This window comes from Actinoplanes sp. CA-030573 (assembly GCF_050951115.1).
GTDB lineage: Bacteria > Actinomycetota > Actinomycetes > Mycobacteriales > Micromonosporaceae > Actinoplanes.
Genome location: NZ_CP192038.1, coordinates 7591326 through 7604095 on the forward strand (window position 1 = coordinate 7591326; position 12770 = coordinate 7604095).

Sequence of the window (12770 nt, forward strand, 5' to 3'; positions counted from 1 at the left end):
CTCAGAGAGTGATGGCGTTGGCCGCCTCGTGCATCGGCGCGAGGACCTTCTCGATCACCTGCTCCTTGCGCGGGTGGTATTTGAGGGTCCGCATGCCGTAGCTGCGGAAGGCGATCGCGAGGCGGCCGCCCGGCACCATGTCCTTGGCCATCTTGCGGCCGAAGGCCATGTTCTTCGCGACGTACGGCCGGAGCACCCGCTCGTACTCCTCGAGGCCACCGGGCCGGCCCAGCTGCTCGGCCAGCACGTGCGCACCCACCAGCGCCAGGCTGGTGCCCTGACCCGAGGACGGCGCCGGGCAGTGGGCGGCGTCGCCGAGCAGCACCACCCGGCCCGACGACCAGCGCGGCAGCTCGATCTGGCTCAGCGAGTCGAAGTAGAAGTCGCCGGCGCCGTCGAGCGCGGCCAGGAACCGGTCGGTCTCCCAGCCCAGGCCCGCGAACGCCTCCTTCACCAGCGCCTTCTGCGCGGCCGGGTCGCGGCGGTCGTAGCCGACCGGCGGCGAGGCGAAGGTGAGCCCGACCTTGGCCGGCTCGCCCGGGCCCATCGCGTAGGCGAAGACCAGCCGGCCGGGACGGAAGTACATCAGCTCCTCGTGGTCGATGCCCAGGTGGTTGGGCGCCGAGAAGATCGAGATGTAGGCGCCCAGATGGTGCGGGGCCACGTCGCCGAAGATCAGCTTCCGGGTCACCGAGTGCAGGCCGTCGGCGCCGACCACGTAGTCGAACCGGCGGGGTGCGCCGCGCTCGAAGGTGACGTCGACGCCGTCGTCGTCGGAGGCCAGGCCGGTGATCGAGTCGCCGAACACGTACCCCACGCCGGCCGCACTCTCGGAGTGGAGCAGGACGCCGAGATCCCCCCGCATGACCTCGATGTCGTCGCCCCGCCGGCCCATCAGCAGGTCGGCCGGGAGCTGGGCCAGCGGCCGGCCGTCGCGCCGCACGTAGGTGATCCGCTTCATCCCGACGTCGAGCGCGGCGGCTCGGTCGTAGACGCCGAGACGCTTGAGTGCCTCGGTGCCGGCGCCGCGCACATCGACCTTGTAGCCACCGGCGCGCGGGGCCGGCGCCTTCTCCACGACGGTGACGTCGAAGCCGCGGCGGCGCAGGCCCAGCGCCAGGGCGGGGCCGGCGACGCCGGCGCCCGAGATCAGTACTCGTGAGGAGCTCATGGGGCTACTATACAAACGTATTATACGTTTGTATAGAGGTTAGGATCGCGTCTGTGGGCCACAAGGAAGATCTGCTGGTCGGGGCCAAGAAGGCGCTTCTCGACAAGGGCTACGCGCGCACCACGGCACGAGACATCGTGTTCCTCTCCGGGACCAACCTCGGCTCGATCGGCTACCACTACGGCTCGACCGAGGCGCTGATGACCGCGGCCATGCTCAGCGCCATCCAGGAGTGGGGCGACGCGGTCGGCGCCGCCCTGACGGGCGAGCCGGCCGACGGTGAGGACCCGATGGTCGGCTTCTGGCGGCGGGTGATCGGCTCGATCACCGAGCACCGGCCGCTCTGGCTCGCCAGCGTCGAGGTGCTGATCCAGGCCGAGCACAACGCCCAGCTGCGCGAGCAGCTCGCGGGGGGCGTCGAGCAGGGCCGCCGCGGCATGGCCGCCCTGGTCACCGGCCGGCCGGAGGGTCAGCTCGACGAGCGCACGGTCCGCACCGTCGGCTCGATGCAGATGGCGCTGCTCTCCGGGGTGCTGACCCAGTGGCTGACCGACCCGGCCACCGCGCCCACCCCGGAGGAGATCGTCACCGGGATCCGGGCGCTGGCCACGCCTTCGCCAGCATGACCCGGGTGTCGGTGAGCACCTGCGGCAGCACCTTGGTGCGGCCGATCACCGAGATGAAGTTCGCGTCGCCGCCCCACCGCGGCACCACGTGCTGATGCAGGTGGGCGGCGATGCCGGCGCCGGCGATGGCGCCCTGGTTCATGCCCAGGTTGAAGCCGTGCGGGCGGGAGACCGACCGCACCACGCGCATCGCCTGCCGGGTGAGCTCGCCCAGCTCGACCGTCTCGTCGGCGGTCAGGTCGGTGTAGTCGGCGACGTGCCGATAAGGGCAGATCAAGAGATGACCCGGGTTGTACGGGTAGAGGTTGAGCACCGCGTAGACCAGCTCGCCCCGCGCCACGACCAGGCTTTCTTCGTCGGGTGCGGCCGGCTGCCGGCAGAACGGGCAGCCCGACGGCTCGGCGTAGCCCTCCGGCGGCGCGTCCTCGCCGGAGATGTAGGCCATCCGGTACGGCGTCCAGATGCGCTCCAGCCCGTCCGGCTCCCCCGTCTCGAAACCCACGCCCCGAGCCTATGCCAACGCGGCGGCGAGCCAGGGAGGTAGCGCCTCGCGGGCCGACAGCCAGGCGGGCGGGATGCCGTCGAGCCCGGTGTGCGCGGCCACGATGCCGCCCGCGATCGCGCAGGTGGTGTCCACGTCGCCGCCGGCCGCCACGCACGCCTGGATCGCCGCCGGATAGTCGTCGAGGAAGTGGTCGGCGACCCAGACCGCGAACGGCACCGTGTCGCGCGCCAGCGCCCGCTCGCCCCGGCCCAGCGCGTACGCCGCCTCGTCCGGCCGCCGGAGGCGCACCGCCGACAGCAACCCGTCGCGGACGGCCCCGTCCGGCGTGTGCGCGGCCACCGCCCGCAGCAGGCCGGGCCGGTGCCCGTCGAGCCGGCCGGCCGCCGCCAGCGCCGCCGCCACCGCGACCGCGACCCCGCCCGCGATGCCGTCGGCGTGCGCGTGCGTCACCTCGGCCGCCCGGGCGCCCTGGATCGCCGCGTGCGCGAGCGAGTCGGCGTGCCAGGCGCCGAGCGGGGCCGCCCGCATGGCCGCGCCGTTGCCGGCCGAGCCCTGCCCGTCGAAGGCCGACGCCGCCGCGATCGGCCACGGCAGGCCCTCGCGGATCGCCCGCAGCATGGTGACCGCGCCGGGGCCGTACCCCCGATACGGATCGTGATGCCGGCCGAGCAGCTCGGCGAACGCGTCCCGGTCCAGGTCGCCCTCGGCCAGGACGGCGACCAGACAGCACGCCTCCTCGGTGTCGTCGGTCCACTCCCAGGGGCCGGGCGGCAGCTCATGGAACTCGACCGGGCCGGCGAGACCCTGGGCGCCCAGGGCGTCACCGACGCTCAGACCGGCCAGGCTCTCCAGGGCCAGGGCCAGTCGCGTACCGGGGAAAAGCGTGAATGACATCGGCACATCGGATGGTATTCCATCACTGCGCGTGATCGAAGAGTGTCCCTCAATCACGGGTTAGGCGCCGCTTGCCCACGGCTGTACGGTCTCTGCATGGCCACGGTGTTGCTCGTCGAGGACGATCACGTCGTGCGTGGCGCCATGCTCCGATCGCTGACCGACCGGGGGCACGCCGTGCACGCGGTCGGCACCGCCCTGGACGCGTTGCGCCGGGTCGCGGCCGAGACCCCCGACCTCGTGGTTCTCGACCTGGGACTGCCCGATCTGGACGGTTCGGACGCGTTGCGCATGCTGCGTGGCATCACCGACGTCCCGATCATCATCGCCACCGCGCGCGACGACGAGCAGACGGTCGTCCGGCTGCTGCGGGCCGGCGCCGACGACTACATGGTCAAGCCGTTCACCGGCGCCCATCTCGACGCGCGCATCGCCACCGTGCTGCGCCGGGTGGGCCGCGCCAGCCGCACCGCCCAGCCCGCCGTGCACGAGGTCGGCGAGCTGCGGGTCGACGTCGGCGAGCGCAGCGCCAGCCTGGGCGACCAGTCGCTGGCCCTCACCCGTAAAGAGTTCGATCTGCTGGCGTACCTGGCCGCCCGCCCGGGCCGGGTGGTCTCCCGTCGTGAGCTGTTGGAGGAGGTATGGCGACAGCCATCGGTCGGCGAGGACCAGACGATCGACGTCCATCTGTACTGGCTCCGCCGGAAACTGGGCGAGTCCGCGGCGAAGCCTCGCTACCTGCGCACCGTGCGGGGGGTCGGATTCCGGTTGGTGGCGCCGGACTGAGGTCCCGGCTGGCCGTCATCACCGCCGCCACGACCGCCATCGCCGCCCTCGCGTTCCTCGTCCCGCTCGGCTGGAAGCTGCGCTCCGACCACCGGGAGCAGGTCATCGCGGTGGCCGAGCGGCGCAGTGCCACCATCGCGGGCGCGATCGCGGCCGGCGCCGACAAGAAGGGCCTGGCCGCGGCGGTCTCGGCGGCGGGCGGCCGGACGGTGGTGCATCCGGCGGGCGGCACGGTGCCCGGGCATGTGGACGCGGCCGAGGTGCGCAGAACGGCGTCGAGCGGCGAGATCCGCGAGGTCTCGGTTCCCGACGGTCTCGTACGCCTGGAGCCGGTCACCGTCGGCGGCAAGACATCGGTGGTCGAGGTGTTCGTGCCGGCCGCCGATCTCGGCGGCGACACCACCCGCGACTGGCTGCTGCTGCTCGGCATCGCGCTCGGCCTGGTCGGCGGCTCGGTCTTCGTGGTCGACCGGCTCGCCCGCGGCGCGGTCAGCTCGGCCCGCAACCTGGTCGACGCGGCGATGGCCGTCGGCGGCGGCGACCTCGACGTGCGCATCGAGCCGTCCGGGCCGCGCGAGCTGGCCGAGGCCGGCTACGCGTTCAACCGGATGGCCGACCGCCTGGTCAGCTCCCGCACCGACGAGCGCGAGCTGGTCGCCGACCTGTCGCACCGGCTGCGCACCCCGCTGACCGCGCTGCGGCTGGACGCCGAGGCCCTCGATCCGGACGACACCCAGGTCGGCATGTTCGACCAGGCCGAGCTGGACCGGCGGCGCGGCATCCGGCGCATCCGGCAGGCGATCGTGACGCTGGAGGGCGAGGTCAACCAGCTGATCAACACCACTCGCCAGGCCGTCGCGGCACAGGTCGCGGAGGCGCCGGAGGACGGGTTGTGCGACGCCAGCGAGGTCGTACGCGAACGGATGATGTTCTGGTCGGCGCTGGCCGGCGACCAGAACCGGCAGTACCGGGTGATCGGCGCCCATCTCCGCATCCCCGTTCCGGTGGCCCGCGCCGAGCTGGCTGCCGCGCTCGACGCCGTTTTGGGTAATGTCTTCCGCTACACACCCCAGGGCACCGCCTTCGAGGTCGGCCTCTCCCGGCGTGACGGCTGGGTGGCCGTCCGTGTCGACGACGCGGGTCCCGGGATCCCCGATCCGGAGAAGGCGATGCAGCGTGGCCAGAGCAACCAGGGCTCGACCGGCCTGGGTCTCGACATCGCCCGTCGCGCGGCGCGGGCGGCGGGCGGCTCGGTGAGCCTCGACCGGGCCGCGATGGGCGGCGCCAGCGTCGTCATGCTGCTCGCCGACGCCGAGGCCGCGCCCAAGCAGGCCAGCCGGTTCGGGCTGGTCGGCCGCCTCGCGCGGGAGCGCACGAGCCGCCCGGGGCGGCCCGAGTGAGCGGGACGCCGGGCGGTGCAGCAGTTGCTTAGATCTGCATTAAAGAGGTTTCCCCGGCTCGGCCGGAGTGGAATTGTTCCCCCCGCGCGAGATGGCCGTCCCCCGGTCACCTCCCACCGCGCCCCCGCCAGGCAAGGAGAGGATTTGTCCACCCACCGCCGGCCGGTGATCGCCCCGCGCGCGCATCGCCGGGTGGAGATGCCGCGCGGCGATCGGTCGTGGACACGTCGCCCCTGGAGCCATCGGCTGCTGCCGGTCGGGCTCGGGCTCGCGGTGCTCGGCGTGGGCGGGGTCGTCGGCCCGAGCGTGGTCGAGGAGGTCTCCGGCGGCGACTCCCAGCGGCTCGAGCTGACCGCGCTGCCCAAGGACAACCCGGGGCAGGGCCTGGTCTACGAGGGACTCGCGGCGGCCAAGGCCGATGCGATCTGCGCCGGTACGTACCAGTTGGACGATCAGACCTGCACGCACGGCCCCGACCCGGCCCCGCCCGGCCTCTCGGTGCGCCGTGACGTCGCCCCGGTCACCTCCAAGGCGCCCGAGCCGGTGCAGCCGACCCAGGAGTCGGCGACCGTGCCCGGCGACGCCGAGATCGCCCGCGACGAGGGCGGCAGCGCGCTGACCGCGGACGCGCCGGCGCTGGTGCCCGACGCGGCGCCGGGCGAGGCCGACTTCGTGATGGGCAACCAGGGCGTGGCCTGCGAGTCCGACGGACGCAGCGGCAAGCGGGTGCAGGTGCTCTACCTGCACGAGTTCGGCAGCCCGTCGCGCTACACCGACTTCCTCGGCTCGATCCGCACCTGGACGGCCGGGGCCGACCAGATCTTCGACCAGAGCGCCGGCGAGACCGGCGGCTCGCGGCACGTCCGGTTCGTCACCACCCCCCAGTGCCGGGTCGACGTGGCCGAGGTGCAGCTGCCGCCCGAGGCGCTGAGCTCGTTCGCCAAGAGCGTCCGGGCGCTGCAGGCGCTCGGCTACAACCGCACCGACCGTAAGTACATGATGTTCGCCGACGCGAACGTCTACTGCGGCATCGCGACCTACATCGCCGACCGCCGGGCCGGGCTGGGCAACCGCAACAACGGCGGCCCGTCGTACGGCCGGGTCGACGCCGGCTGCTGGAGCTCGGTGATGGCCGCCCGCGAGCTGACCCAGACGCTGGGCGCCGTGCTGATCGGCTCGCCGAACGCGAGCGGCGCCGGGGGCTGTCTCGACGAGTACGACCTGCTCTGTGGCGAGGACCGCTCCGGCAAGCCGCTGCGCAACGTCTGCCCGAAGAAGCACGAGAACCGTCTCGACTGCGGCCACGACGACTATTTCAGCACCAACCCCCGCCCGGGCAGCTACCTCGCCCGCAACTGGAACATCGCGACCAGCGAGTTCCTGCTGCGCAGCGACGGCGGCGACGACATACCGGACGCCGGACCAGCGCCCGAGGCCCCGGCCGGCCCGGCCACGCCGCCGGCCACCCCGGCGACCGCGGCGCCGACGACCGGCGGTCCCACCGGCCCGGCCGGCCCGGCCGGCGAGCCGAGCGCCGACGTGTCGTACGACCCCGGCGCCGCCGACGGTGGCGGCGACGCTCCGCCGAGCCCCGAGGCCACGGCCACGCCCGCGCAGCCACCGACCTCGGCGCCGGTCTCCGCGGAGCCGGTGCAGGGCAAGGTGCAGCCGATCGTGACCCAATCGGTGGCGGCCCAGCCGGTGCAGGCCGTGCTCGAGATCCGCGACGCCACCAGCAGCTCGGTCCGGCTCAGCTGGAGCGCCGCCTCCTCCACGGCGACCTACGAGGTGTGGGTCGGCAACTCCCCGATCGCCACCACGAAGGCGACCCGGGCCCGGCTGATCGGCCTGCGTCCCGACGGGAAGTACGTCGTGACCATCAAGTCCGGCAAGACGTACGCGGCGAAGGCCACCGCCGAGACCGCGCCTGCCGCCCGGCCGGCGCAGAACACCTGGTTCACCCTGACCAACGCACTGACCGGCGGCGCCGCCGACCTGTACGCGGCGCGGACCGCGAACGGCACGCCGCTGACCCTGGCCGAGACCGACGGCAACGCCCAGCAGCAGTGGCAGCTCGTCCCGGCCGGGGACGGCAAGAGCTACTCGCTGGTCTCGCGGGCCACCGGCAAGTGCGTGGCGCCGCTCGGCGGCAACCCGGTCGCGGGCACGCCCCTGGTGCAGGGCGACTGCGGCACCGACGACGGGGCCCGCTGGCAGTTGCAGGCCTCGGATTACGGATTCACCCTGCGCACCACGGTCGGCGACCTGGTCGCCGGCGTAGGCGAGCAACGCTTCGGCGCACACCGCGTGCTGGTGCTCCAGAACGGCAACGGTCAGCGCCACCAGAGCTGGACGGCGGTACCCGACTGAGCGGGAGGCACAATGCCCGAGACGCTGGCAAAACCCCTGGCCGAGCCCGAGGAGGGCCCGGCCCGCTTCAACAAGCGGCGCCTGATCCGCTGGATCGCGATCCTGACCATCGGCATCATCGTGGTGCTCGCGGTCTGGCAGGAGCCGCTCTACGCGCGCTTCTGAGCGGCCCCGCGCGGCCGGCGCGCACCGCGCGAACGCGTCCGCGCGGTCGTCCGACGCGCGCGGACGCCCAGGCGCGGCCGGCTCACGCCCGTGCTGAGGTGTAGGCGTCGATCTCGGCGAGCAGGGCTTCCTTCCCGGCCGGGGACAGGAAGCTCTGCGTCACCGCGCCCCGGGCCAGGCCGGCCACGCCGTGCGCGTCGAGGCCGAGCAGTCGCGCGGCCACCGCGTACTCCTGGACGAGAGACGTGCCGAACATCGGCGGGTCGTCGGAGTTGATGCTGATCGGCACGCCGGCGGCGACCAGCGCCGGTAGCGGATGCTCGTCGAGGGTGGCGACCGCGCGCGTACGCAAATTGGAGGTCGGCGAAATCTCCAGCGGAATGCCGTTCCCGGCCAGATAGGCCATCAGTTCCGGATCGTGCGCCGCGCTGATGCCGTGCCCGATGCGCTCGGCGCCGAGATCGCGAATGGCCGACCAGACGGTCTCCGGCCCGGTGGTCTCGCCGGCGTGCGGAACACTGTGCAGCCCGGCCGCCCGCGCCTGGTCGAAATACGGTTTGAACTGCGGCCGGGGAACGCCTATCTCGGGTCCGCCGAGGCCGAAACTGATCAGCCCGTCGGGCTGCTCCCCGAGCGCCACCCGCAGCGTCTCCTCGGCCGCCGGCAGGCCGGCCTCGCCCGGGATGTCGAAGCACCAGCGCAGCTCGATGCCGAAATCGGCGGCGGCGCCGCGCCGAGCGTCCTCGATCGCCTCGCAGAACGCCTTGGCCGGGATGCCGCGCTTCACGCTCGAGTACGGCGTGATCGTCAGCTCGGCGTAACGCACCCGCTGGCGGGCCAGCTCGCGGGCCACCTCGTAGGTGAGCGTGCGGACGTCCTCGTCGTCGCGGATCAGGTCGACGACGGTCAGGTAGACCTCGATGAAATGCGCGAAGTCGCGGAACGCGAAGTAGTCGGCGAGCGCGGCCGGGTCGGCCGGGACCGGCGACCGGCCCTCGTGCCGGGCGGCGAGCTCGGCGACGATCCGCGGCGACGCCGAGCCCACGTGGTGGACGTGCAGCTCGGCCTTCGGCAGCTCGGCGATGAACGAGGTCAGGTCGCTCACGGAAGTCCCCTCTACTCGGCGGTCCGCGCCACCACGAAGACGCGGCGGAACGGGAACGCGACGTGCCCGTGTGCCGCGGGATAGGCGGCGGTCAGCTCCCGCCCCAGGTCGGCGCGGAACGACTCCCACGCATTCTGGTCCAGGGCGGCCTTGACGGGCCGCAACGCCGTGCCCTCCATCCAGCGGAGCACCGGGTGCACGTCGCCGTCGGCCGGCAGCAGGTGCAGATAGGTCGTCTCCCAGGCGTCGACCGTCGCCCCGGCGCCCATCAGCAGGCCGGCGTACCCCGCCGGGTCGTCCACCGGCGCCTCCCGGGTCGCGTGCGCCACCCCGTACTCGCCGGCCACCGACCGCAGCAGCCGGTGCGAGGGCGCGTCGAAGTTGCCGGGCACCTGCATCGCCAGCCAGGCCCCGGCCGGAAGCTCGGCCGCCCAGCGCGCGAGCAGCTCGCGGTGGCCGTCCACCCACTGCAGCGTGGCGTTGGTGACCAGGACGTCGACGTCGGGCCCCGGTTTCCAGTCGCGGACGTCGCCGAGCTGGAACCAGGCCGGCCCGCCGTGCGCGACCGCCTTGTCGATCATCTCGGGCGACGAGTCGACGCCGGTCACCCGCGCCTGCGGCCAGCGCTCGGCCAGGGTCAGGGTCAGCTCGCCGGGCCCGCAGCCGAGGTCGGCCACCGCCCGGGGGCGGACGGCGCCGATGCGGCCGGTCAGATCGAAGAAGGGCCGGGAGCGCTCGGCCCCGAAACGCCGGTACACACCTGGATCCCACATGCGCAGCCTCCAAACCGTACGTACGTCTTGCAAGAAGATAGCAGAGAAACCGGTAGGGTCGAATCGTGGAAAATCGCAGCTTCTCGAGGATGGGCCGCACCGTCGGCGTGATCGGCCTGGGCGCCTGGCAGCTGGGCGCCGACTGGGGTGACGTGAGTGAGGCCGACGCGCACGCGACCCTGCAGGCGGCGGTCGACGCCGGGGGCACCTTCATCGACACCGCCGACGTCTACGGCGACGGTCGCAGCGAGCAGATCATCGGCTCGTTCATAAAAGACAAGCCGCAGCTCACGGTCGCTACCAAGATGGGGCGCCGGGTGCCGCAGCTGGTGGAGAACTACACGCTCGACAACTTCCGGGCGTGGACCGACCGCTCCCGCGCCAACCTCGGCGTGGAGACGCTCGACCTGGTGCAGCTGCACTGCCCGCCGACGCCGGTCTTCTCCTCGGGCGAGGTCTACGACGCGCTCGACACCCTGGTGCAGGAGAAGCGCATCAAGGCGTACGGGGTGAGTGTCGAGAAGGTCGACGAGGCGCTGGCCGCCATCGCCCGCCCGGGCACCGCGAGCGTCCAGATCATCCTCAACGCCTTCCGGCTCAAGCCGCTCGAGCAGGTGCTGCCGGCCGCGGCCGCCGCCGGCGTGGGGATCATCGCGCGGGTGCCGCTGGCCAGTGGCCTGCTCTCCGGGCGCTACGACGAGCACACCACCTTCCCGGCCAACGACCACCGCAACTACAACCGGCACGGCGAGGCGTTCGACGTCGGCGAGACCTTCGCCGGGGTGGACTTCGAGACCGGGCTCGAGGCCGTGCGCCGGCTGCACCCGCTCATCCCGGCCGGTGCGACGATGGCGCAGTTCGCGCTGCGCTGGATCATGGACCAGCCGGGCGTCACCGTCGTCATCCCGGGCGCGCGCAACGGCGACCAGGCCCGGGCCAACGCGGCCGCCGCCGACCTCGCACCGCTGCCGCCCGAGACGCTGGCCGCGGTCACCGAGGTCTACGACGAACTGATCCGCCCGGCGGTGCATGACAAATGGTGAACGATCCGGCATCGCCGCCGCGCCTCAAGGGGTGGCTGCCCATGACCATCGGGTTACTCGCGATCGTGCTGGGTGCTCTGTGGACACTGCAGGGACTCGACATTCTGTCCGACAGCAAGATGAGTGGTAAAGAACCCTGGGCAATCATCGGCGGCGGCGTTGCCGTGTTCGGCCTGATCCTCGTCGTGATCGGCGAGCGTGTCCGATCTCGATCCAAAAGATAAATAACCGGAAAACAAGAAAAGCCCCGCACCCTCCCGATCATGCGATCGGCAGAGTGCGGGGCTTGTGTTGATCGGAAGCCGACCTCCGCCAGGCGATCGGCAGCCGGTCGATGACCGGCGTGGTGTCTCAGAGCGGGCGAACCTGCTCCGCCTGCGGGCCCTTCTGGCCCTGGGCGATCTCGAACTCGACCCGCTGGTTCTCTTCCAGACTGCGGTAACCGCTCATCTGGATGGCCGAGAAGTGGACGAACACGTCAGCACCCCCGCCATCGACGGTGATAAAGCCGAAGCCCTTGTCCGCGTTGAACCACTTCACGGTTCCTTGCGCCATACTGAACTCTCCCTCTGAAAATGCCAGCCCTGCTGAGCCCGGGCTTATGACCGTTTTCGAGCAGCGGCGCCGTGAGGCGGCCCTTCCAGAGGACGTCCCATCCGCCACCACCCGGTGACGCCTACCCGATCCTCTATCGGCCGGCATCCCGTGGTCTTGGCGGAAGCAGCGAACCACGTACGCAAAAACTGGGCACACTGTACCTGAAAATCGGCGCGGAAAGCTCCCCCCGGCGTGAATCGAATAAACGTCCGCTGATGCGGAAAAGGCCCCCCACTTCGCTCTCGCGATGTGGGAGGCCGACCTTGCCGGGTGCGAACTACTCGGGCCAATGACCGGTAAGTCGTCGCACGCCGGTGGCGCCGCCTCGATCGACGGCCGCCTTCACGAGCGCGAAGATCGCGCCCTGCAGCGCGGCCGCCGCGAGGATCTCGCCCCAGCCACGGTCCTCATCGGTCGCGTCCGGCGCGTCGTCGTCGCCGGAAACCGCCTTCCAGACCTCCTTGAAGGCGAACCCGGCGATGGCACCGGCGGCCACGCCGAGCAGCATGCCGACCGGCTTGTACGCGATCTTCCCGGCCTTGCTCAACGCCGACTCCCCCGCACCACCAGAATGATCCCGACGACCGCCGCCACGCCGGCCACCACCAGAGCCATCGGCACCGGCGAGGACTGCACCGCGTCGCGGACGCGTACCTTCGCCTGCCCGACCTGGTCGAGCGCGCGCACCTTGACCCGCTCGACCTCGTCGCGAGCGCGGGCCTTCACATCGGCCTTCGCGGCCAGTGCCGACACCGTCTCGCCGAGCTCGGCCCGGGTCTGCTGAATGCCGGCCCGCAGCTCCTCGACCGTCGGCTTCGGGGCCGGCGGCTGCTGCGGCAGCTGCTGTTGCTGCTGGTCGCTCATGAACGGGCCCCCTTGACCGCCTGCTTGACCTCGTCCACGTCGGCCTTGACGCTCTCGATCGCGGCGATCGGCTCCGGGGGAACCGCCTTGGTCACCTGGCTCTTGCCGACCAGCGCCAGCACGCCGGCGACCGCGAACAGCACCACGGTCCAGATCAGCGCGGCCAGCCACAGCGGCAGGAAGATGTCGAAGACGATGATCAGCGTGGCGATCGTGGCCCCGATGCCGTAGAGGCCCAGGACGCCGCTCGTGCCGAACAGGCCGATCCCGATGCCGGCGTGCTTGCCTTTTTCCGCCAGCTCGGCCTTGGCCAGTGCGAGCTCGTCGCGGACCAGCCGGGATATCTGTTCACTCGCCCGTTGCACCAGCTCGGCCGTGGACTGTTCCGCCACCGGACGGGCCTGCTTACCGTTCAGGACATCGGCCATGGTCGCCCCCTTTCCCTTCACCGGTTTATGCCCTGATCAACTG

Annotated in this window: 16 protein-coding genes; 7 read left to right on the top strand and 9 right to left on the bottom strand. The window is 72.0% G+C overall.

Annotated features, from left to right (window positions below):
• Position 1: 1 nt before the first annotated feature.
• Positions 2 to 1171, bottom strand: coding sequence for an FAD-dependent monooxygenase (locus ACQP2F_RS34910; RefSeq protein WP_433295110.1), 1170 nt, complete (start codon positions 1169 to 1171; stop codon positions 2 to 4).
• 53 nt (positions 1172 to 1224) lie between these two features.
• On the opposite strand from ACQP2F_RS34910, the gene ACQP2F_RS34915 reads away from it, so the two are divergent.
• On the top strand, positions 1225 to 1797 hold the full coding sequence (locus ACQP2F_RS34915; RefSeq protein WP_433295112.1) for a TetR/AcrR family transcriptional regulator: 573 nt from the start codon (positions 1225 to 1227) through the stop codon (positions 1795 to 1797).
• Here the strand turns inward: ACQP2F_RS34915 and ACQP2F_RS34920 are convergent.
• Entirely contained in the window at positions 1757 to 2242 is a 486-nt protein-coding gene (locus ACQP2F_RS34920; RefSeq protein WP_433307715.1) for an HIT family protein, read from the bottom strand. The two genes, ACQP2F_RS34915 and ACQP2F_RS34920, sit on opposite strands and share 41 nt — an antisense overlap.
• A gap of 66 nt (positions 2243 to 2308) precedes the next feature.
• Complete coding sequence (locus ACQP2F_RS34925; RefSeq protein ID WP_433295114.1) at positions 2309 to 3196, bottom strand: ADP-ribosylglycohydrolase family protein; 888 nt, start codon at positions 3194 to 3196, stop codon at positions 2309 to 2311.
• Positions 3197 to 3292: 96 nt separating this feature from the next.
• Here ACQP2F_RS34925 and ACQP2F_RS34930 point away from each other — a divergent pair, with 96 nt between their 5' ends.
• The 4 genes from ACQP2F_RS34930 (at position 3293) to ACQP2F_RS34945 (ending at position 7917) form a co-directional block, all read left to right on the top strand.
• Positions 3293 to 3982: a response regulator transcription factor gene (locus ACQP2F_RS34930; protein WP_433295116.1), complete on the top strand. Its 690-nt coding sequence runs from the start codon at positions 3293 to 3295 to the stop codon at positions 3980 to 3982.
• A 17-nt stretch (positions 3983 to 3999) separates the two neighbouring features.
• A complete protein-coding gene (locus ACQP2F_RS34935; RefSeq protein WP_433307716.1) occupies positions 4000 to 5382 on the top strand; it encodes a HAMP domain-containing sensor histidine kinase in 1383 nt (460 codons plus the stop codon).
• A gap of 144 nt (positions 5383 to 5526) precedes the next feature.
• Positions 5527 to 7752, top strand: a complete 2226-nt coding sequence (locus ACQP2F_RS34940; protein ID WP_433295118.1) for an RICIN domain-containing protein — start codon at positions 5527 to 5529, stop codon at positions 7750 to 7752.
• Between the two features lie 12 nt (positions 7753 to 7764).
• A complete protein-coding gene (locus tag ACQP2F_RS34945) occupies positions 7765 to 7917 on the top strand; it encodes a hypothetical protein (RefSeq protein WP_433295120.1) in 153 nt (50 codons plus the stop codon).
• A gap of 82 nt (positions 7918 to 7999) precedes the next feature.
• On the opposite strand, the gene ACQP2F_RS34950 is transcribed toward ACQP2F_RS34945, so the two are convergent.
• Positions 8000 to 9022: an adenosine deaminase gene (locus ACQP2F_RS34950; RefSeq protein ID WP_433295122.1), complete on the bottom strand. Its 1023-nt coding sequence runs from the start codon at positions 9020 to 9022 to the stop codon at positions 8000 to 8002.
• 11 nt (positions 9023 to 9033) lie between these two features.
• A complete protein-coding gene (locus ACQP2F_RS34955) occupies positions 9034 to 9795 on the bottom strand; it encodes a trans-aconitate 2-methyltransferase (protein ID WP_433295124.1) in 762 nt (253 codons plus the stop codon).
• Positions 9796 to 9860: 65 nt separating this feature from the next.
• On the opposite strand from ACQP2F_RS34955, the gene ACQP2F_RS34960 reads away from it, so the two are divergent.
• Complete coding sequence (locus ACQP2F_RS34960) at positions 9861 to 10838, top strand: aldo/keto reductase (protein ID WP_433295126.1); 978 nt, start codon at positions 9861 to 9863, stop codon at positions 10836 to 10838.
• Positions 10832 to 11062: a hypothetical protein gene (locus ACQP2F_RS34965; protein WP_433295128.1), complete on the top strand. Its 231-nt coding sequence runs from the start codon at positions 10832 to 10834 to the stop codon at positions 11060 to 11062. The genes ACQP2F_RS34960 and ACQP2F_RS34965 overlap by 7 nt, the downstream gene beginning before the upstream one ends.
• Positions 11063 to 11189: 127 nt before the next feature.
• Here ACQP2F_RS34965 and ACQP2F_RS34970 read toward each other — a convergent pair whose 3' ends face one another.
• From ACQP2F_RS34970 to ACQP2F_RS34985, 4 genes are all read right to left on the bottom strand, one after another.
• Positions 11190 to 11393, bottom strand: a complete 204-nt coding sequence (locus tag ACQP2F_RS34970; RefSeq protein ID WP_030440218.1) for a cold-shock protein — start codon at positions 11391 to 11393, stop codon at positions 11190 to 11192.
• Positions 11394 to 11712: 319 nt separating this feature from the next.
• Positions 11713 to 11982 carry a DUF4235 domain-containing protein gene (locus tag ACQP2F_RS34975; protein WP_433295130.1) on the bottom strand — a complete coding sequence of 90 codons (270 nt, stop codon included), beginning with the start codon at positions 11980 to 11982 and terminating at the stop codon, positions 11713 to 11715.
• On the bottom strand, positions 11979 to 12299 hold the full coding sequence (locus ACQP2F_RS34980; protein ID WP_433295132.1) for a DUF3618 domain-containing protein: 321 nt from the start codon (positions 12297 to 12299) through the stop codon (positions 11979 to 11981). Before ACQP2F_RS34980 ends, ACQP2F_RS34975 begins: the two co-directional genes overlap by 4 nt.
• Positions 12296 to 12727 carry a phage holin family protein gene (locus tag ACQP2F_RS34985; protein WP_433295134.1) on the bottom strand — a complete coding sequence of 144 codons (432 nt, stop codon included), beginning with the start codon at positions 12725 to 12727 and terminating at the stop codon, positions 12296 to 12298. The genes ACQP2F_RS34980 and ACQP2F_RS34985 overlap by 4 nt, the downstream gene beginning before the upstream one ends.
• Positions 12728 to 12770: the final 43 nt, after the last annotated feature.

Bases quoted from the DNA above. Each gene is read 5' to 3' on its own strand.
- ACQP2F_RS34910 (WP_433295110.1), bottom strand. From the start codon at position 1,171: ATGAGCTCCTCACGAGTACTGATCTCGGGCGCCGGCGTCGCCGGCCCC.
- ACQP2F_RS34920 (WP_433307715.1), bottom strand. From the start codon at position 2,242: ATGGCCTACATCTCCGGCGAGGACGCGCCGCCGGAGGGCTACGCCGAG.
- ACQP2F_RS34925 (WP_433295114.1), bottom strand. From the start codon at position 3,196: ATGTCATTCACGCTTTTCCCCGGTACGCGACTGGCCCTGGCCCTGGAG.
- ACQP2F_RS34930 (WP_433295116.1), top strand. From the start codon at position 3,293: ATGGCCACGGTGTTGCTCGTCGAGGACGATCACGTCGTGCGTGGCGCC.
- ACQP2F_RS34945 (WP_433295120.1), top strand. From the start codon at position 7,765: ATGCCCGAGACGCTGGCAAAACCCCTGGCCGAGCCCGAGGAGGGCCCG.
- ACQP2F_RS34955 (WP_433295124.1), bottom strand. From the start codon at position 9,795: ATGTGGGATCCAGGTGTGTACCGGCGTTTCGGGGCCGAGCGCTCCCGG.
- ACQP2F_RS34965 (WP_433295128.1), top strand. From the start codon at position 10,832: ATGGTGAACGATCCGGCATCGCCGCCGCGCCTCAAGGGGTGGCTGCCC.
- ACQP2F_RS34970 (WP_030440218.1), bottom strand. From the start codon at position 11,393: ATGGCGCAAGGAACCGTGAAGTGGTTCAACGCGGACAAGGGCTTCGGC.
- ACQP2F_RS34980 (WP_433295132.1), bottom strand. From the start codon at position 12,299: ATGAGCGACCAGCAGCAACAGCAGCTGCCGCAGCAGCCGCCGGCCCCG.
- ACQP2F_RS34985 (WP_433295134.1), bottom strand. From the start codon at position 12,727: ATGGCCGATGTCCTGAACGGTAAGCAGGCCCGTCCGGTGGCGGAACAG.